Origin of the sequence: Streptomyces sp. SYP-A7185 (assembly GCF_046103685.1) — a bacterium.
Taxonomy (GTDB): Bacteria; Actinomycetota; Actinomycetes; order Streptomycetales; family Streptomycetaceae; genus Streptomyces.
In genome coordinates, this window is sequence record NZ_CP122310.1 from 2,778,223 (window position 1) to 2,796,600 (window position 18,378).

The following is an 18,378-nucleotide window of genomic DNA, read 5'->3' on the forward strand; positions in this document are numbered from 1 at the left end:
GCCTCCGACCCTACCTCTCTGAAGGCCTTTGGGTGACATCGACAGGGGGTCCGGACGGCACGGCGGCCCGTACCCCCGGGTAGGGAGCACGGGCCGCCGGGACCTTGGTCCTGATTACGGAGCGTCAGCGGCGCAGATGTGCAAGGGATGCGCCCATAAGAGCGGCCCGTTCGGCACTTCCGGGCACATGCTCGAACCCGAAGCCGAGCAGGACGCTGTCACGCGCTGTGACGGCCGCATAGGGCTTGTAGAGCTCCCCCGTACGGGCCCAGTCACCCGTGATGTTGGGGCTGCCGGGGGGTGCCGGAGCGACCGCCCAGGCGCCCAGCGAGGACTCGAATCCCTCGGTCTGCGTGGCGTTGCCCTCTATCACGAGCTGCGCGTTGTCGGCAAACAGCCCCCGGCCCCCGCTGGAGGGGTCGGTGATGGAGCTGAGCGACACCTCGACCGTCTTGCCCGCGTAGGCGCTCAGGTCGAAGGTCACCTGCTTCCAGCCGCCGGAGGACCCGGTGAAGCTGTTCCAGGCCCCGCTGGTTCCCGACGCCGTGCAGCCGGTCGCCGACTGCGTCAGGTAGTGGCGCAGGAAGGGGTGGCCGTTGATGAAGAACCCGGCACCGCATTCGGCGGGCACGGCCTGGGACGAGTTGCCGTTCGCGTCCGGGAGCGTGGTCCAGTCGTCCGCTCCGGCGGTGTGCGCCTCCAGGACGCCGTGGTCGTAGCCGGTCTCCAGGTTCCAGTTGAGCGCGAACCGCAGCTGCGGCTGGTCCGCGGCGGAGACCCCGGTCAGGTCGATCGTGCGGGTCAGCCGCTTCCAGTCCTGGTCGGCGTGGGTCGCCGAGGCCATGCCCTGGCCCGCGAAGGGGGCGTAGGGGTTGGTGAGGCCGGGGTAGGTGCCTGCTGCCGCGCTCTTGAACTGCGGGAACTTGTCGGCGGGCAGGTTGTCGGACGTGACGGTGTAGCGGCCCGCCTTGTCGAGCGGGTTGCCCGGGGCCGCGGCGAGCGGCGTGTTCACGCCGTTGAGCGCGCCGCTGCCGGCGAAGCCGGTGGCGCCGGGTGCGGAGAGACGTTCGTACGCGCCGAGGTAGTACTGCGCGAAGTCGTCGGTCAGTGCCTCCCCGAGGTCCACGTTGCCGCCCGTGCGCTCACCGGACTCGACGAGCTTGCCGCCCTCGTTGAGATAGGAGCGGACGGCGAGTTGGGTGGCCGCGCCGGGCACCGGGTCGCCGGTGTAGTGCACGACCGCGGAGAAGTGCGACAGGACGCCGAGCGGGTGCGGGACGCCCTGCTTGGCGACGTCCCAGACGACGGCCGACCGGCCGTTGGCCTTCAGGGCGTCGACGTACTTCTGGGCCTGTGTCGCCGGAGCGCCCTCCTCGGCGACGACGAGGGTGTTCGCCTTGGCCCGTTCGGTGACGGTGTACGTGAAGTGCGGGCTCTCCGAGCGCCCCTTCTTGTTGCGGCCGGTGAACCACACCTCGACCTTGTCGCCCACGCGCGCGTCCTCGACCTCGGCGCGGTACTGGTCGAAGTGGAGGTTGTCCTCGCCGCCGTACGTCTCGCCGCCCTTCCAGGCCTTGAGCTTCTCGTCGTGCGTACGGCCGCCGTTGACGCGGTAGTTGAGCTCCTTGTCGCGCACCGACTTGCGGGCGGTGACGGCGACTTCCTGGTCGGCGCCGCGGGCGTACGAGGCCGTGAAGGCGTCCGGCGTGAAGTCGGGGGCCTCGATGCCGGTGACGGAGACCGGCTGGTCGGGGTGGAGGGCGGTCTCGGCGACGGCGAGCGCGAACGGGACGTTCTTCGCGAACTCCTGCTGGATCAGCTTCTCGTCGTCCGGGAAGGTGAAGACCGAGGCGCACTCCTCGGGCTTCCAGGGGTCGTTCGGGTCGAGGGCGGAGATCGTCTGGCAGGTGGACATCTCCGGCGTGAACATCGAGATGCCGTTGATGTTGCCCGCGTGGCCGTCCGCCTCGCCGTTGGTGGTGTAGAGCTCGGAGGCGACCTGCGGGTGGTAGCCGGGGACGGCGGGCTTCTCCGGGGTGCCGTTCAGGGCCCGGTACAGGACGTCGTCCGGGGTCGGCGTGGCGACCTGCCAGCCCACTCCGTAGAGGAGCAGTTCGGCCGCGGAGTGGTAGTTGACGCCGTACGTGAAGCCGATGCGCTTCTGGAAGCGGTCGAGGGCCTTGGTCTCGGGCTCGGACATCGGGCCCGTGCCCCGGTAGGTCTCGGAGGAGGGCTCGGGTGACGAGCCCTCGTTGTCGTAGCCCCACTTGTAGGCGAAGTTGCGGTTGAGGTCGACGCCGTCGCCCGCCGCGATCCTGCCGTCGCCGTCGATGTCGCGGAGGTTCTTGCGCCACTGGCGCTCGCCGTCGGGGGCGTGCGTGAAGTCGTATCCGTCGGGGTTGGCGGAGAGCACGAACCACAGCTCGGTGGAGTTCACGAGCTTGGTGATGCGCTGGTCCTTGCCGTAGTTGTCGAGGTAGTGGTGCATCAGGCGGCGGGTCATCTCGGGGGTGATCCACTCGCGCGCGTGCTGGTTGGACATGTAGAGCGTGGACGGCTTGGCGCCGTCCTTGGTCTTGCTCGCGCCCTTGGAGAGCTTCAGGGCGAGGATGTCCTGGCCCTTGAGCGTCTTGCCGATGGAGACGACCTTGGTCAGGCCGGGGTGGGCCTGCCCGGTCTTGACGATCTCCTCCTTGAGCCCGCCCTTGCCGCTGTACGGGCGGAACACGCCGTCCCCCGCGGCCTTGAGCTTCTGCTGGGCGGCGGCCGAGACCTTCTGCTCGGTGAGCTCGACGCCCTCGCGCTCGACGCCCTTGGCCTGCGCCTCGGTCAGATAGACCTCGACGTGGGCGGTGCCGCGTTCGGGCGCCTGCCCGGCCAGCTCGTGGGCGTCCTGGCCCGCCTCGACGAGGATCGGGATCTGCTTCTGGGTGACCTCGGCGTCGTAGACCTTCACGGCCGCCGGATCGTCGGCGGGCGGGGCCTTCGGGCCGCTGTCGGCCTGGGCCTGCGGCACTGCGACAAGGCCGCCGACGAGCAGTGCGCCCGCGGCGACGACGGATCTGAAACCGGCTCTGGATCTCTTGGATCTCGCGCTTCGTCTCATGAGCCCCCCTTGCGGTTGTCCGGCACGTTTGTGCGCGAACGCCAGGCTCGTGACACTTCATGATCATGTCAATATGGCGTGAAGGACGAGGTGGAACAGGACGCAAAGAAGCCGCCGACGCCCGGTGGGCACCGACGGCTCCGGACGAGGCCGAGGGCCCTCAGACGGCCATGTTGTCGGCGAGCTCCTCGCTCAGGTTGGACTCCGTGCCAGGAATCCCCAGGTCCTGCGCCCGCTTGTCCGCCATGGCGAGCAGGCGGCGGATACGGCCCGCGACCGCGTCCTTGGTCAGCGCGGGCTCGGCGAGCGCGCCCAGCTCCTCCAGGGAGGCCTGCTTGTGCTCCATGCGCAGCCGTCCGGCCGCCGCGAGGTGCTCGGGGACCTCCTCGCCCAGGATCTCCAGGGCGCGCTGCACACGGGCGCCGGCGGCCACGGCCGCGCGGGCCGAGCGGCGCAGGTTGGCGTCGTCGAAATTGGCCAGGCGGTTGGCGGTGGCGCGCACCTCGCGGCGCATCCGCCGCTCCTCCCAGGCCAGCACCGACTCATGGGCGCCGAGCCGGGTGAGCAGGGCGCCGATCGCGTCGCCGTCCCGGACGACCACGCGGTCCACGCCGCGCACCTCACGGGCCTTGGCCGCGATCTGGAGCCGGCGCGCCGCCCCGACCAGGGCGAGCGCGGCCTCCGGGCCGGGGCAGGTGACCTCCAGGGAGGACGAGCGGCCCGGCTCGGTCAGGGAGCCGTGCGCGAGGAAGGCCCCGCGCCAGGCCGCCTCGGCGTCACAGGTGGCCCCCGAGACCACCTGCGGCGGCAGCCCCCGGATGGGCCGCCCGCGGCCGTCCACGAGGCCCGTCTGCCGGGCCAGCTGATCGCCGCCCGCGACCACCCGAACGACGTAGCGCGAGCCGCGCCGCAGGCCGCCGGGAGCCATCACGATCAGCTCCGAGCTGTGCCCGAAAATCTCAAGAATGTCCCGCTTCAGCCGTCGCGCGGCCATCGCCGTGTCCAGCTCCGCCTCGATCACGATGCGGCCACTCACCAGGTGAAGGCCGCCCGCGAACCGCAGGATGGCCGAGACCTCTGCCTTTCTGCAGCAGGTCCGGGTGACGGGAAGCCGGGAGATTTCGTCCTTCACCGCTGCCGTCATCGCCATGGGCCGATCCTTCCATGCATCCGAAAAATACGGTCGTACGCGGTGGCCAGGAGCTCCGGATCGTGCCTCGGAGTGCCATCGTGCCTGGCCACCGGCGCCAGCTCGACCGTGGCGCCGAGCCGCTTGGCGGCATCGGTGAGTGACTCACGGTCGGGCACGGCGGCGTCGTCGGCCAGCACCACGTCCAGGGCGAGTTTAGGGGCGTGTCGGGCCAAAACCTCCAAATGACGCTGCGGAGAGAACCCATCGGTTTCACCGGGTTGTGGCGCGAGGTTGAGCGAGAGCACCCTGCGGGCCTTCGTCTGGATGAGCGCGTCGAGCAGTTCGGGGACGAGCAGATGGGGGATCACCGAGGAGAACCAGGAGCCGGGGCCGAGCACCACCCAGTCCGCGTCGAGCACGGCGGCGACCGCTTCGGGGACGGCCGGCGGGTCGTGCGGGACGAGGTGCACGGACTGCACCTCACCCGGGGTGAGCGCGACCGTGGCCTGCCCGCGCACCGTGTTCACGTCCTCCGGACGCTCTGGGTCGTGCCCCTTGACCAGGGCCTGGAGCTCCAACGGCACCGCCGACATGGGCAGCACGCGCCCGTGCGCGCCCAGGAGCTTGCCGACCAGGTCCAGGGCCTGGACGTGGTCGCCCAGCTGCTCCCACAGGGCGACGATCAGCAGATTGCCGACCGCGTGCTCGTGCAGGTCGCCCTTGGACTGGAAGCGGTGCTGGATGACGCGGGACCACGTCTGGCCCCAGTCGTCGTCCCCGCACAGGGCGGCCAGCGCCTTGCGCAGGTCGCCCGGGGGCAGCACGCCCAGCTCGTCGCGCAGGCGCCCGCTGGAGCCGCCGTCGTCGGCGACGGTGACCACGGCGGTCAGATCGCCGGTGATGCGGCGCAGCCCGGCGAGCGAGGCGGACAGGCCCATCCCGCCGCCGAGCGCCACGACCTTGGGCTGGGTGCCCCGCTTGCGGCCCAGACGGTTCAGCCGCAGGGAGGACTTCACTCTCGCCCCATGTCCCGGTGGACGATGACGGTCTCGACTCCCTCGGACACGAGACGTGCCGCGAGCTTCTCCGACATGGCCACGGAGCGGTGCTTGCCGCCCGTGCAGCCGACCGCGATCGTCACGTACCGCTTGCCCTCGCGGCGGTAGCCCGCGGCGATGAGCTGGAGCAGCTCGGCGTACCGGTCGAGGAACTCCTTGGCGCCCGGCTGGTTGAAGACGTAGCCGGAGACCTCTTCGTTCAGCCCCGTGAAGGGGCGCAGCTCCGGCACCCAGTGCGGGTTGGGCAGGAAGCGGCAGTCCACGACGAGGTCGGCGTCGACCGGCAGGCCGTACTTGTAGCCGAACGACATCACCGTGGCCCGCAGCTCCGGCTCCTCGTCGCCCGCGAACTGGGCGTCCATCTTGGCGCGCAGCTCGTGGACGTTCAGGCTGGAGGTGTCGATCACCAGGTCGGCGTCGCCGCGCAGCTCGCGCAGGAGCTCGCGCTCGGCCGCGATGCCGTCGACGATGCGGCCGTCGCCCTGGAGCGGGTGCGGGCGGCGCACCGACTCGAAGCGGCGCACCAGGGCGTCGTCCGAGGACTCCAGGAAGACGATCCGCCGGGTGACGTGCTTGGCCTCCAGGTCCGCGAGGGACTGGCGCAGATTGTCGAAGAAGCGGCGGCCGCGCACGTCGACGACGACCGCGATGCGGGCGACGTTCCCCTGCGACCGGGCGCCGAGCTCCACCATGGTGGGGATCAGCGCGGGCGGCAGGTTGTCGACGACGAACCAGCCGAGGTCCTCGAGACACTTCGCCGCGGTGCTGCGCCCGGCTCCCGACATACCGGAGATGATCACCAGCTCGGGGACCACCTCCGCGGCCTCACCTGGGGTGATGGTCGTGCCCGTACTCACTTGCTCGCCGCCTTCGTCGTGCTCGGTCATGTCTCCTGCCCCCGTCGTTCTTCTGAGGTGCCCGCGGCCACGGGCTCCTCGCCGTCGTCCGAGGCTCCCGCGCGCGCGGGCTCCTCGTCTTCAATGATCTCTCCGGTCGCCGTGTTCACGGCGGGCGCCGCGGGCGCGGCGGCGGCGAAGGCCACGAGGATCGCCTCCGCGGTCTTGCGGCCTATGCCCGGAACCTCGCAGATCTGGTCGATTGTCGCGGATCGCAGCTTCTTCACCGAACCGAAGTGCTTGATCAGCGTCTGCTTGCGCCCGTCGCCCAGGCCCGGCACGTCGTCCAGCGGTCCGGCCCGGAAGCGCTTGGCCCGCTTGGCGCGCTGGTAGGTGATCGCGAAGCGGTGCGCTTCGTCGCGTACCCGCTGGAGAAGGTACAGGCCTTCGCTGGTGCGCGGCAGGATCACCGGGTCGTCGTCGCCCGGCACCCAGACCTCTTCGAGGCGCTTGGCCAGGCCGCACACCGCGATGTCGTCGATGCCGAGCTCGTCGAGGGCCCGCTGGGCCGCCGCGACCTGCGGTTTGCCGCCGTCCACGACCACGAGCTGGGGCGGATAGGCGAAGCGCTTGGGGCGGCCGTCCTCCTCGGTCAGGCTCTCCTGCTCGGCCTCGGGGTCCCACTCCCCCGTCTTCTCCTTGTCGGAGAGGTAGCGCTTGAAGCGCCGCGTGAGCACCTCGTGCATGGAGCGGACGTCGTCCTGGCCCTCGAAGCCCTTGATCTGGAAGCGCCTGTACTCGCTCTTGCGTGCGAGGCCGTCTTCGAACACGACCATCGAGGCCACGACGTCGTCACCCTGGAGGTGCGAGATGTCGTAGCACTCGATGCGCAGCGGGGCGCTGTCCAGTTCGAGCGCCTCGGCGATCTCCTCCAGGGCGCGGGAGCGGGTGGTCAGGTCCGAGGCGCGCTTGGTCTTGTGCAGCACGAGCGACTGCTGGGCGTTGCGCGCCACGGTCTCCATGAGCGCCTTCTTGTCGCCGCGCTGCGGGATGCGCAGCGAGACGTTCGAACCGCGGCGCTCGGTGAGCCACTCCTGGACGGGCTCTATCGGCTCGGGCAGGGCGGGGACGAGCACTTCCTTCGGCACCGCGTCGCCGCTCTCCTCGCCGTAGAGCTGCTGGAGCGCGTGTTCGACGAGGTCGCCGCTGGTGACCGCCTCGACCTTGTCGGTGACCCAGCCGCGCTGACCGCGCACCCGGCCGCCGCGGACGTGGAAGATCTGGACGGCCGCCTCCAGCTCGTCCTCGGCGAGGGCGATGAGGTCGGCGTCCGTGGCGTCGGCGAGGACGACCGCGCTCTTCTCCATGGCCTTCTTGAGCGCCCCGACGTCGTCGCGCAGCCGGGCCGCCTTCTCGTACTCCATGTCCTCGGCGGCTTCCGCCATCTGCCGCTCGACGCGGCGGATGAACGCACCCGTGTGGCCCGCCATGAACTCGCAGAAGTCCTCGGCGAGTTGGCGGTGCTCTTCCGGGGAGACGCGCCCCACGCAGGGCGCGGCGCACTTGCCGATGTACCCGAGGAGGCAGGGGCGGCCGGTGCGCTCGGCGTTCTTGAAGACGCCGGCCGAGCAGGTGCGGACGGGGAAGACGCGCAGGAGGAGGTCCACGGTGTCGCGGATCGCCCACGCGTGGCCGTACGGCCCGAAGTAGCGGACGCCCTTCTTCTTGTGGCCGCGCATCACCTGGACGCGCGGGAACTCCTCGTTCATCGTCACCGCGAGGTACGGATAGCTCTTGTCGTCGCGGTACTTGACGTTGAACCGGGGGTCGAACTCCTTGATCCAGGAGTATTCGAGCTGGAGCGCCTCGACCTCGGTGGAGACCACGGTCCACTCCACGGAGGCGGCCGTCGTCACCATCGTGGCGGTGCGCGGGTGGAGGTTGCTGATGTCCTGGAAGTAGCTCGCCAGGCGCTGGCGCAGGCTTTTCGCCTTGCCGACGTAGATCACCCGGCGGTGTTCGTCGCGGAACCGATAGACCCCCGGCGAGTCGGGGATCTGTCCCGGCTTGGGGCGGTAGCTGGAGGGGTCTGCCATGCTCCACACCCTACTGGCGGGGGCTGACAGTCAGGGTCTTGAGGGGGGCGGCTCCCCCGCCCGCGGTGTGGGGCAGGGGCGGGGAAGCCGGCCCGGTCAGAGGCCCGGGGCAGGTCAGCCGTGCTGCCGGGCGCGGCGGCGCAGGAGGGCCGCTCCGGAGAGGCCGAGGGCGGTCAGGGCGCCGGCTCCGGCCACGGCCGAGGCGACCGTGACGGGGCCGTCGGCCGCGGCTGTGGCCGTGGCAGGGGCCGTGGCGGGGGCCGGGGGCTGCGCACCCCGCTCCTTCGGGGCGAAGCCTCCCGCCTTGCCGGACTTCGCGTACGCAGAGCCGGGCAGCTTGTCGCCGTACGCCTTCTGGACGCGCCGCTGGTACGCGGCGACCGAGGTACCGTCCGCGCCCACGGCGCGCTTCGCGTCCGCGTCCAGCGGAAGCACGCGCCCCGCGCCCCGCACGTACCAGGCGTTGATCTGCGGCTCGTGGAAGACGGTGCCCCCGGGGAGCTTGTCGGCGCCCACGCGCGCGTAGTGCGTCTCGTCGTCCCCGGTGGCGATGTTCACGACCTGCCAGGAGCCCCCCTGTCTCACCGTCCACAGGGAGGCCTCCTGCCCGACGGAGGAGACCGCCTTGCTGGCGAGGAACTCCACGCGGGCGATCGGCGCGCCCTTCTCACCGGCGACGAACTCCGGGGAGAGGTAGCGCACGGGCACGGCCTCGCCCTGTACGCGCGGGTCGGCCGCCGCCTTGCTGACGGCCCCCTCCCGCGCGAAGAAGCGGGAGAGCGTGTCGAGGGTCCCGGGGGCGCTCGCGGCGTCGTGCGCCGCCTCACGGGAGGCGGCCGAGGGCCCGGCGTCCGAGGGACCGGAGTCGGCGGTGGCGTGCGGGGCCGCGAGGCCGAGCAGCAGGGTGGCCGCCGAACCGGCGAGCGCGGCCCGCAGCGCGGGACGGGAGAGGCGAGGGGAAAGGTGAGGGGAAAGGTGAGGGGAAAGGTGACGGTTCATCGCGCTCACGCCCCGATCCGGTACAGCGAGTGGGTCCAGGAGAAGGTGTTGTTGTTGACGTACCAGCTGTGCGAGGCCCAGTTGTAGCGGTCGCTGGAGGGCCACGGATCGCCCCAGTAGACCCAGCTGCTCGCGTCGTCGTAGCCGTACAGGACGTGCATGTGACCGCCGCCGTTCGACCACTGGATGCGGGTCTCGACGGGGCGGCCCGCGTTGATCTCGGCCTGCACGGTCGGGTAGCGCAGCCAGCCGCTGACGTACGAGCCGGCGTTGATGCCCGCCCAGTCCAGGCCGTTCTGCACGTCGCCGAGCGTGGCCTGGGAGTTGGGGCACTCGGTGTTCTGGCTGCGCCCGAAGGCCGCGTTGCAGAACTGGTTCTGGCTGTAGTTCCTGCCGTAGAAGGTGGCGATCGTGTTCCCGGCGGCGGCCCAGCACCAGTTGGTCTTCTGCTGGGCCTGCATCGTGATGTTCAGGCGCTTGGCGGCGAGGAGGGAGGGGCCGGACGGGTCGGCCGCCTCCAGGGTCCGGACCGTGCCGGAGGGAGGGCTGTCGGGGGCGGCCGTGGCGGTGGCCGCCGGTGCGGCGACCAGGGCGGCCACCGTGACGGCGAGCGCGGACAGCCGTCTTTGTCCGCCGTACCTGCTGGTTCTGTGGCGCATCGCGTTCCTCCCGAGCGGGGGGTGGGGGTGGTGGAGGAGCGCGTCCGGACGCTGCGATTGAGCATCGAGTGTTGTCGGGTGCAGGTCAACAAGGTTCAATGCGGGATTACTTGGGCCGTGAACGACGGCGTACGGATGTGAACACCCCCCGTACGCCCACCTGGTGGCCCGCTCCGACCGGCGCGTACGCCCGGACGGCCGATGTGAACGTTCACAGAAGGGCCCTGCGATGCGGCACGGCACACAGCTCGCGGAAGGCGCGCCCGCGGACCTGGAGACCGCCCTGCGCACCGGCCCCTTCCACGTGGCGCTGCGGGCCGCGATCGCCGCTCGCCGCCTCCCCCTGCAACGCGTGCGGCACCATCTCGCGCGCCACGGCGTGCACGTGGGCGTGACGAGCCTCAGTTACTGGCAGCAGGGCGCCCGCCGCCCCCAGCGCACCGAGTCGCTGCGGGCCGTGCGCGCCCTGGAGGAGATCCTCGGACTCCCCGAGGAATCACTGATCAGGCTGCTCGCCAAGCCCGCAGACCACCCCGACTGCGAGCGGCCCGCCGCCCGCTCCTACCGCTCCCTGCTCGACGCCTCCGACGTCGTCCAGGAGCTGATCACCGAGCTGGGTTCGCCGCTGGACGGCGGCCTGCACACCGTCGGCCACCACGAGCGGGTCCGGATCGGCGCACGCCGTGAGCTGCTGGGCCGCGACTCGCAGCACGTCGTCCGCGCCCACCGGGACGCCGTGGACCGCTACCTCGCGATCTACCACGGCGACCCCGGCTGCGTCCCCGACCGCGTCGGCGTGCACGCCCTGGAGAACTGCCGCACGGGGCGCGTGCGCCGGCACCACGAGACGGGGGTGCTCGTCGCCGAGCTGCTGTTCGACGCACGGCTGCGCGCGGGCGACACCCATCTGTTCCGGTACGGCTTCGAGGACGGCACGGCGGGCCCGGCCACCGAGTACTTCCGCGGCTTCAGCTTCGCGGGCGGGCAGTACGCGCTCCAGGTCCGGTTCGACGAAGAGGCCCTGCCCGTGCGCTGCCACCGCTTCACGCAGCACTCGGCCGCCGCACCGCGCGGCGGACGCCAGGAGCTGACGCTGAGCGGCAGCCACCGGTCGGTGCATCTCGTGGAACCGCAGGTGCGGGCGGGCATCGTGGGGATCGCGTGGGACTGGGAGTGAACGCTTGCGGCAGCGGGACCATGGGACTGCCGACAGCGCTCAGCCCGCCCTGAGCCCGCCCTCAGCCCGCGACGATCTTGCCGTCCTCCACCTTCACCGGCAGCTCCTCCAGCGGCGAGACGGCGGGCGCGTGCAGCACCTTGCCGTTCGTGGCGTCGAACTGGCTGCCGTGACAGGGGCAGATGAGCTTGTGCCCCTGGAGCTTGTTGATGGGGCACCTCTCGTGCGTGCAGATGGTGCTGAACGCCTTGTACTCGTCGTCCGAGACGCGGCTGACGACCACGTTCTGGTCGGTGTAGAGCTTCGAGGCGCCGACCTCCACCGCGTCGGACTTCCCGAGCTCCACCGGCGCGGTCGGCGCCGAACGGTTGGACCCGCCGTCGCCGTCACCGCCGCCGGACGAGCAGGCCGCGATCCCCAGGCCGGCGGCCGGGACGAGGGCGGCGGCACGCAGCACGGTGCGGCGGGCGGGGGGCGGCGTGCCGGGCATCGGATCTCCACGGTTCAGGCGCTTCTGTGACGGATCAGACCCTACCGGTGGGGCGCCGCCTGCCCGCGTTGGGCGCGGCCGTGCCCGAGTGCCGCCCGTGCCGGGCCCGGCCCGCCCCGAAGGCCTAGCCTGTGGCGCAAGCCAGGGAGCACGCGTGCGGCGCAACGACCGCAGAGCCGAGAGGAACCACCCGTGATCGTCGTCGCCGGAGAGGCCCTGATCGACCTCGTCCCGCAGGATGCCGCCGGCCGGGATGCCGACGGCCGGGATGGCGGTGGTGCCGGTGGCGGCACCGGGCTGCCCGCGCTCGTCCCGCGGCTCGGCGGCGGCCCGTACAACACCGCGGTGGCCCTCGGCCGGCTGGGCTCACCCGTCGCCCTCTGCTCGCGGATCTCGGCGGACGCCTTCGGCGAAGCCCTGGTCGAGGGCCTGCGGGGCGCGGGGGTCGACGTGTCGTACGTCCAGCGGGGCGCCGAGCCGACGACGCTCGCGGTCGCCTCCATCGGCGCGGACGGCTCCGCCGGGTACTCCTTCTACGTCGAGGGCACGGCGGACCGGCTCTTCACGGCCCCGGACCGGCTGCCCGACGCCGTGCGCGCGGTGTCGTTCGGCACCTGCTCGCTCGTCCTCGAACCGGGGGCGAGCGCCTACGAGGAGCTGCTGCGCCGACAGGCCGCGCGGGGCGTCTTCACGGCGCTCGACCCCAACATCCGGGCGGGTCTGATCCCGGACGCGGACGCCTACCGGGCCCGGTTCAAGAGCTGGCTGCCGTCGGTCGCGCTGCTCAAGCTGTCGGAGGAGGACGCGCAGTGGCTGGGCGGAACCCCGCGCGAATGGCTCGCGTCCGGGCCCGGCGCGGTGGTCGTGACGCGGGGCGGTGAGGGTCTCACCGTCTTCACGCGGAACGGCGGGGAGTGGTCGGTGCCGGGTGAGCGGGTCGACGTGGTGGACACCATCGGCGCGGGCGACACGGTCAACGCGGCGCTGCTGCACGGCCTTTGTGCCCGGGACGCGCTGTCCGCGCAGTCCCTGGCGGACCTCGGCGCGGACAGCTGGGGCGAGGTCCTGCGTTTCGCGGCCCGCGCGGCCGCCGTCACCGTGTCCCGGGCGGGCGCGGAGCCCCCGTACGCGAAGGAGTTGGGCTGAGGCGCGGCGGGCCCCTCAGCCCGTCACGGCGCGCAGGCCCCCGGGCTGGCGGCCGTTGAGGCGGTCGAGCGCGGCCGATGACGCCTCGTCCGCCGGCAGGTGGACGACCAGGCGCTGGCCGTCGGCGTCGGGCAGGGTCAGCGTCTCGTACGACAGCCGCAGGGCACCGGCCTCCGGGTGCGTCAGGGAATCGACGCCGCTGTGCCGGGGCAGCCGCGGCACGGCCGCCATCCGGTCCGCGAAGGGCGCTCCGGCGAGCACGGTCAGCTCGTCGGCGAAACCCTCGGCGTGGGGGTCGGAGAGCAGGGACCCGGCCCGCAGCGAGGCGATCTGCTCGTCGGCGATCCGGTCCCAGTCGGGATAGGCGGCGCGGGCCCGCTCGTCGGTGAACAGGAAGCGGATGAGGTTGGGCCGCTCGTCGTCGAGGAGACCGAGGGGCCGCACGATCCGCTCGTAGCCCGAGGTGTACGTGAGGACGTCGCCGAGCCGGTTGAGCAGGACGGCGGGGGTGGGCTCCATGCGGTCGACGAGCGCCCGCACGGTGGGGCGCACCGAGCGGGAGGGCTCGCTCGCCGTGGGGCAGCAGGGGTCGCCGCTCGTCTCCTTCTCCAGGCGGCGCAGATGGAAGCGCTCCTCCACGGTGAGCCGCAGGGCGTCCGCGAGGGCGCCCATCACCTGCGGGGAGGGGTGGCGGTCCCGGCCCTGTTCGAGGCGGGCGAGGTACTCGACGCTGACGCCGGCGAGCGTGGCCACCTCGGAGCGGCGCAGGCCCGGCGTGCGGCGCCGGGGGCCGGTGGGCAGTCCCACCTCGGCGGGCGTGACCGCTTCACGGCAGGTGCGCAGGAAGGTGCCGAGCTCGTTGTCGCTCACCGGCCGAACGTACCAGCCGCCGCCGGGCCGGATCGTGGCCCTGTCACTACCAGTCTCGGCTCGGCCTTCCTCGGGCGCGGGCGGCCTCGCATCGTGGACGCATGACTTCTGACACGAGCACCGCCGCCCCGTCCGCGCTTCCCCTCCCCGCGGGGAGCTGGGAGATCGACCCGTTCCACTCCGCCGTGAACTTCACCATCCGCCATCTGGGGATCTCGAAGGTCCGGGGGCGGTTCACGGAGGTCACGGCCGGACTGGTCGTCGGCGAGAGCGCCGAGACCTCGTCGGTGACGGCGACGGTCGCCCTGGCCTCGGTCGACACCGGCAACAAGGACCGCGACGCGCACGTCCGCGCGCCGGACCTCCTCGACGTGGAGCGCAGGCCCACGATGACGTTCCGCTCGACGCGGGTCGCGGGCACGGCGGACGAGTGGACCCTGGAGGGCGAGCTGACCATCGGTGATGTCACCCGGCCCCTGACTCTCGCCGTCGAGTTCGGCGGGCTCCAGGCCTTCCCGGGCGACTCCCGGCGCCATGCGGGGTTCGAGGCGACCGGGGAGATCAGCCGCAAGGAGTTCGGGCTCGACTTCGGTGCCGGGCTGCTCGGTGACGTGGTGAAGATCCAGCTGGACATGCAGTTCCTGGAGCCGGCGGACGCGCCCGCGGCGGACTAGCCGCCGGAGGGCCCCGCCGCTCCCCCGCCCTCGTGGAAGGCCCCGTGGCGCCCGGCTCCCGCGGCGAAGCGGGCGGCGCCGTCCGCCGCCTCGGCGAGCGAGCGCAGGCCGTGGCGCAGTTCGCCCGCCATCGCCTCCTCCTCGCTGAGGCCGTCCTGTTCTTTGAGGGAGAGCCGGTCGCCGCGCAGGCAGGTCTGCGGGAACGCGGCGATCTCCGCGGCGAGGCGTTCGGCCGCGGCGCGCGCTGTGCCCGGCGGTACGGTCCGGTTCACCAGGCCCATCGCGAGCGCCTCGGCGGCGGGGACGGGGCGGCCGGTGAGCACCAGGTCCATGGCCCGGCTCTCGCCGATGAGGCGGGGCAGCCGGACGGTCCCGCCGTCGATGAGGGGGACGCCCCAGCGGCGGCAGAAGACGCCGAGCACGGCGTCCTCGTCGGCGACCCGCAGATCGCACCAGAGGGCGAGCTCCAGGCCGCCGGCGACCGCGTGTCCGGAGATCGCGGCGATGACGGGCTTGGACAGGCGCATACGGGTCGGGCCCATGGGCCCGTCGGACTCCCCGGTCACCTCGGTCACGTCGTTCCCCGTGGGCGTCCCGATGGCCTTGAGGTCCGCCCCGGCGCAGAAGGTGCCGCCCTCGCCCCACAGCACGGCGACGTACGCGTCGGGGTCGGCGTCGAAGGCGCGGAAGGCGTCGGCGAGGGCGCGGGCGGTGGGCCCGTCGACGGCGTTGCGCACGCCCGGGCGGGACAACACGACGGTGGTGACTGGGCCTGCGCGTTCCGTACGGACGGTCATGGCCCCAGGCGACCACGCGAACGGGCCGCCGGACAAGGGGAGAACCCTCGTCCGGCGGCCCGGTGCGCTGGGCCCGTCAGCTCTTGCGGGCCTTGGCCGTCTTCTTGGCGGCCGTCTTCTTCGTGGTCGCCTTCTTGGCGGCGGCCGTCTTCTTGGCCGCGGCGGGCTTGGCGGCGGCCGACTTCGCGGCGGCCGTCTTGGCGGTGGCCTTGGCCGCCGGCTTCTTCACCGCGGAGGCGGCGACCCGCTTGCGCCCCTGCGAGGGCACCGCGTCGCTGATCCGGTCCGCCACGAGGATGTCCCGCAGGAACTTGCCGGTGTGGCTCGTGGTGACTCCAGCGACCTCCTCGGGCGTGCCCTCGGCGACGACGAGACCGCCGCCGTTGCCGCCCTCGGGGCCCATGTCGACGACCCAGTCCGCGGTCTTGATGACGTCGAGGTTGTGCTCGATGACGATGACCGTGTTGCCCTTGTCGACCAGGCCGGACAGGACCGTGATCAGCTTGCTGATGTCCTCGAAGTGCAGACCGGTGGTCGGCTCGTCCAGGACGTAGACGGTCCGTCCCGTCGAGCGCTTCTGGAGCTCGGAGGCCAGCTTCACGCGCTGGGCCTCACCGCCCGAGAGCGTCGGCGCGGACTGGCCGAGCCGGACGTACCCGAGACCCACGTCGTTCAGTGTGCGCAGGTGGCGGGAGATCGCCGGGACCGCCTCGAAGAAGTCGAGTGCTTCCTCGATCGGCATGTCCAGGACCTCGGCGATGGACTTGCCCTTGTAGTGGACGTCCAGCGTCTCGCGGTTGTAGCGCGCCCCGTGGCAGACCTCGCAGGGGACGTACACGTCCGGCAGGAAGTTCATCTCGATCTTGATCGTGCCGTCGCCGGAGCAGTTCTCGCAGCGACCGCCCTTGACGTTGAAGGAGAAGCGGCCGGGGAGATAGCCCCGGACCTTCGCCTCCATCGTCTCCGCGAACAGCTTGCGGACGTGGTCGAAGACTCCGGTGTACGTCGCCGGGTTCGACCGCGGGGTGCGGCCGATGGGCGACTGGTCGACGTGCACGACCTTGTCGACCAGGTCGTCGCCCTCCACGCGCGTGTGCCGTCCGGGGACGGAGCGGGCGCCGTTCAGCTCGCGCGCCAGGTGCGTGTAGAGGATGTCGTTGACCAGGGTGGACTTGCCGGAGCCCGAGACACCCGTGACCGCGGTCAGGACGCCGAGCGGGAAGGAGACGTCGATGTCCTGGAGGTTGTTCTCCCGGGCGCCGTGCACCGTCAGCTGGCGGGAGGGGTCCGCGGGGCGGCGCAGGTCGGGCACCGGGATGGACTTCTTGCCCGACAGATACTGGCCGGTCACCGACTCGGCGTTCGCCAGGAGCTCCTTCATGGAGCCGCTGTGCACGACCTTGCCGCCGTGCTCGCCCGCGCCGGGGCCGATGTCGACGACCCAGTCGGCGACCTTGATGGTGTCCTCGTCGTGCTCGACGACGATGAGCGTGTTGCCCATGTCGCGCAGGCGCACGAGGGTCTCGATCAGGCGGTGGTTGTCGCGCTGGTGCAGGCCGATGGACGGCTCGTCCAGGACGTACAGCACGCCGACGAGGCCGGAGCCGATCTGCGTGGCCAGGCGGATGCGCTGGGCCTCGCCGCCGGAGAGGGTGCCCGCCGCGCGGTTCAGGGACAGATAGTCCAGGCCGACGTCGACCAGGAACCGCAGGCGTTCGTTGACCTCCTTCAGGACGCGCTCGGCGATCTTCTTGTCGCGGGCGCCCAGCTTCAGCTCGGCCAGGAAGTCCGCGCAGTCGCTGATGGACATCGCCGAGACCTCGGCGATGGACTTCCCCATGACCGTGACGGCCAGGACGATCGGCTTGAGGCGCGTGCCCTGACAGGTGGGGCAGGGCACCTCGCGCATGTAGCCCTCGAAGCGCTCGCGGCTGGCGTCGCTCTCGGCCTCGCTGTGGCGGCGCTTGACGAACGGGACGGCGCCTTCGAACGCGGTGGTGTAGACCCGCTCGCGGCCGTACCGGTTCCTGTAGCGCACCTCGATCTGCGTCTTGTGGCCGTTCAGGAGGGCCTTCTTGGCGCGCTGCGGAAGACCGGCCCAGGGCATGTCCGTGGCGAACCCGAGGGCGTCGGCGAGCGCGCCGACCAGCCGCCCGAAGTACTCCTTGGTGTGGCCGTGCGACCAGGGGTGGATGGCGCCCTCGTCGAGCGACTTGTCCTCGTCCGGGACGATCAGCTCGGGGTCGACCTCCATGCGCGTGCCGATGCCGGTGCAGTCCGGGCAGGCGCCGAAGGGCGAGTTGAAGGAGAAGGAGCGGGGCTCCAGCTCCTCGAAGGACAGGTCGTCGTACGGGCAGTACAGGTGCTCGGAGTACATGCGCTCGCGCTCGGGGTCGTCCTCGGGGAGGTCGACGAAGTCGAGCACGACCATGCCGCCGGCGAGGCCGAGCGCGGTCTCCACCGAGTCGGTCAGGCGGCGCTTGGCGGAGTCCTTCACCGTGAGGCGGTCGATGACCACCTCGATGGTGTGCTTCTCCTGCTTCTTCAGCGTGGGCGGCTCGGAGAGCTGGATCGTCTCGCCGTCGACCCGGGCGCGGCTGTAGCCCTTGGTCTGGAGGTCGGCGAAGAGGTCGACGAACTCGCCCTTGCGCTCGCGCACCAGCGGCGACAGGACCTGGAAGCGGCTGCCTTCGGGCAGCTCCAGGACCTTGTCGACGATGGCCTGCGGCGACTGCCGGGAGATGGGGCGCCCGCACTCGGGGCAGTGCGGCTTGCCGATGCGCGCGAAGAGCAGGCGGAGGTAGTCGTAGACCTCGGTGATGGTGCCGACCGTGGAGCGCGGGTTGCGCGAGGTCGACTTCTGGTCGATGGAGACCGCGGGCGAGAGGCCCTCGATGAAGTCGACGTCCGGCTTGTCCATCTGGCCGAGGAACTGACGGGCGTACGAGGAGAGCGATTCCACGTACCGCCGCTGGCCCTCGGCGAAGATCGTGTCGAACGCGAGCGAGGACTTGCCCGACCCGGAGAGTCCGGTGAAGACGATGAGGGAGTCGCGCGGGAGGTCGAGCGAGACGTTCTTGAGATTGTGCTCGCGCGCGCCACGGACGATGAGACGGTCGGCCACGCCGGTCCGCACCTTTCTTGAGAGAAGTGACAGGGGCGGGACCCCCGTCATTCACAGACTAGGGCGAGCCACTGACAACGCCGGGACGGATGCCCTGGTTGATAACAAACCCGGACCGCCAAGAATGCCCGATGCCGCACTCGACCATATAGCACGTGCATTCGATTTGCGGTGCCGCTCCGACACCTTCACCCGAACGTGTGGCGCGACTATC

General features: G+C 71.6%; 14 protein-coding genes. 3 read left to right on the forward strand and 11 right to left on the reverse strand.

Annotated elements, in window-relative coordinates:
- Window positions 1-124 precede the first annotated feature (124 nt).
- The 7 genes from QBL25_RS12230 to QBL25_RS12260 all read right to left on the reverse strand — a co-directional run bounded on the left by QBL25_RS12230 (window position 125) and on the right by QBL25_RS12260 (window position 9,886).
- Window positions 125-3,106, reverse strand: coding sequence for a M14 family zinc carboxypeptidase (locus tag QBL25_RS12230; protein ID WP_409057055.1), 2,982 nt, complete (start codon window positions 3,104-3,106; stop codon window positions 125-127).
- Between the two features lie 160 nt (window positions 3,107-3,266).
- Window positions 3,267-4,256, reverse strand: coding sequence for a DNA-binding protein WhiA (whiA, locus tag QBL25_RS12235; protein ID WP_409057056.1), 990 nt, complete (start codon window positions 4,254-4,256; stop codon window positions 3,267-3,269).
- The gene (gene yvcK / locus QBL25_RS12240; protein ID WP_409057057.1) at window positions 4,247-5,254 is read right to left on the reverse strand and encodes a uridine diphosphate-N-acetylglucosamine-binding protein YvcK; all 1,008 of its coding nucleotides are present in this window, start codon (window positions 5,252-5,254) and stop codon (window positions 4,247-4,249) included. Before yvcK ends, whiA begins: the two co-directional genes overlap by 10 nt.
- Entirely contained in the window at window positions 5,251-6,183 is a 933-nt protein-coding gene (gene rapZ, locus QBL25_RS12245; protein WP_409057058.1) for an RNase adapter RapZ, read from the reverse strand. The genes yvcK and rapZ overlap by 4 nt, the downstream gene beginning before the upstream one ends.
- Window positions 6,180-8,228 (reverse strand): excinuclease ABC subunit UvrC, encoded by a 2,049-nt coding sequence (gene uvrC / locus QBL25_RS12250; RefSeq protein ID WP_409057059.1) that lies wholly within the window; start codon window positions 8,226-8,228, stop codon window positions 6,180-6,182. The genes rapZ and uvrC overlap by 4 nt, the downstream gene beginning before the upstream one ends.
- Window positions 8,229-8,342: 114 nt before the next feature.
- Window positions 8,343-9,227: a hypothetical protein gene (locus QBL25_RS12255; RefSeq protein WP_409057060.1), complete on the reverse strand. Its 885-nt coding sequence runs from the start codon at window positions 9,225-9,227 to the stop codon at window positions 8,343-8,345.
- A 5-nt stretch (window positions 9,228-9,232) separates the two neighbouring features.
- Window positions 9,233-9,886, reverse strand: coding sequence for a papain-like cysteine protease family protein (locus QBL25_RS12260; protein ID WP_409057061.1), 654 nt, complete (start codon window positions 9,884-9,886; stop codon window positions 9,233-9,235).
- 229 nt (window positions 9,887-10,115) lie between these two features.
- Here QBL25_RS12260 and QBL25_RS12265 point away from each other — a divergent pair, with 229 nt between their 5' ends.
- Window positions 10,116-11,063: a hypothetical protein gene (locus QBL25_RS12265; protein ID WP_409057062.1), complete on the forward strand. Its 948-nt coding sequence runs from the start codon at window positions 10,116-10,118 to the stop codon at window positions 11,061-11,063.
- A 61-nt stretch (window positions 11,064-11,124) separates the two neighbouring features.
- On the opposite strand, the gene QBL25_RS12270 is transcribed toward QBL25_RS12265, so the two are convergent.
- Window positions 11,125-11,553, reverse strand: coding sequence for a Rieske (2Fe-2S) protein (locus tag QBL25_RS12270; RefSeq protein WP_409057063.1), 429 nt, complete (start codon window positions 11,551-11,553; stop codon window positions 11,125-11,127).
- Between the two features lie 192 nt (window positions 11,554-11,745).
- On the opposite strand from QBL25_RS12270, the gene QBL25_RS12275 reads away from it, so the two are divergent.
- Window positions 11,746-12,699: a carbohydrate kinase family protein gene (locus QBL25_RS12275; protein WP_409057064.1), complete on the forward strand. Its 954-nt coding sequence runs from the start codon at window positions 11,746-11,748 to the stop codon at window positions 12,697-12,699.
- Window positions 12,700-12,714: 15 nt separating this feature from the next.
- Here the strand turns inward: QBL25_RS12275 and QBL25_RS12280 are convergent, their stop codons facing one another.
- Window positions 12,715-13,569 (reverse strand): helix-turn-helix domain-containing protein, encoded by an 855-nt coding sequence (locus QBL25_RS12280; RefSeq protein ID WP_409057065.1) that lies wholly within the window; start codon window positions 13,567-13,569, stop codon window positions 12,715-12,717.
- Between the two features lie 101 nt (window positions 13,570-13,670).
- Here QBL25_RS12280 and QBL25_RS12285 point away from each other — a divergent pair, with 101 nt between their 5' ends.
- Window positions 13,671-14,243 (forward strand): YceI family protein, encoded by a 573-nt coding sequence (locus QBL25_RS12285; RefSeq protein WP_409057066.1) that lies wholly within the window; start codon window positions 13,671-13,673, stop codon window positions 14,241-14,243.
- Here QBL25_RS12285 and QBL25_RS12290 read toward each other — a convergent pair.
- Both QBL25_RS12290 and uvrA read right to left on the reverse strand, forming a co-directional pair.
- On the reverse strand, window positions 14,240-15,040 hold the full coding sequence (locus QBL25_RS12290; protein ID WP_409057067.1) for a crotonase/enoyl-CoA hydratase family protein: 801 nt from the start codon (window positions 15,038-15,040) through the stop codon (window positions 14,240-14,242). The two genes, QBL25_RS12285 and QBL25_RS12290, sit on opposite strands and share 4 nt — an antisense overlap.
- 76 nt (window positions 15,041-15,116) lie before the next feature.
- On the reverse strand, window positions 15,117-18,164 hold the full coding sequence (uvrA, locus tag QBL25_RS12295; protein WP_409057068.1) for an excinuclease ABC subunit UvrA: 3,048 nt from the start codon (window positions 18,162-18,164) through the stop codon (window positions 15,117-15,119).
- Between the last annotated feature and the right edge of the window lie 214 nt (window positions 18,165-18,378).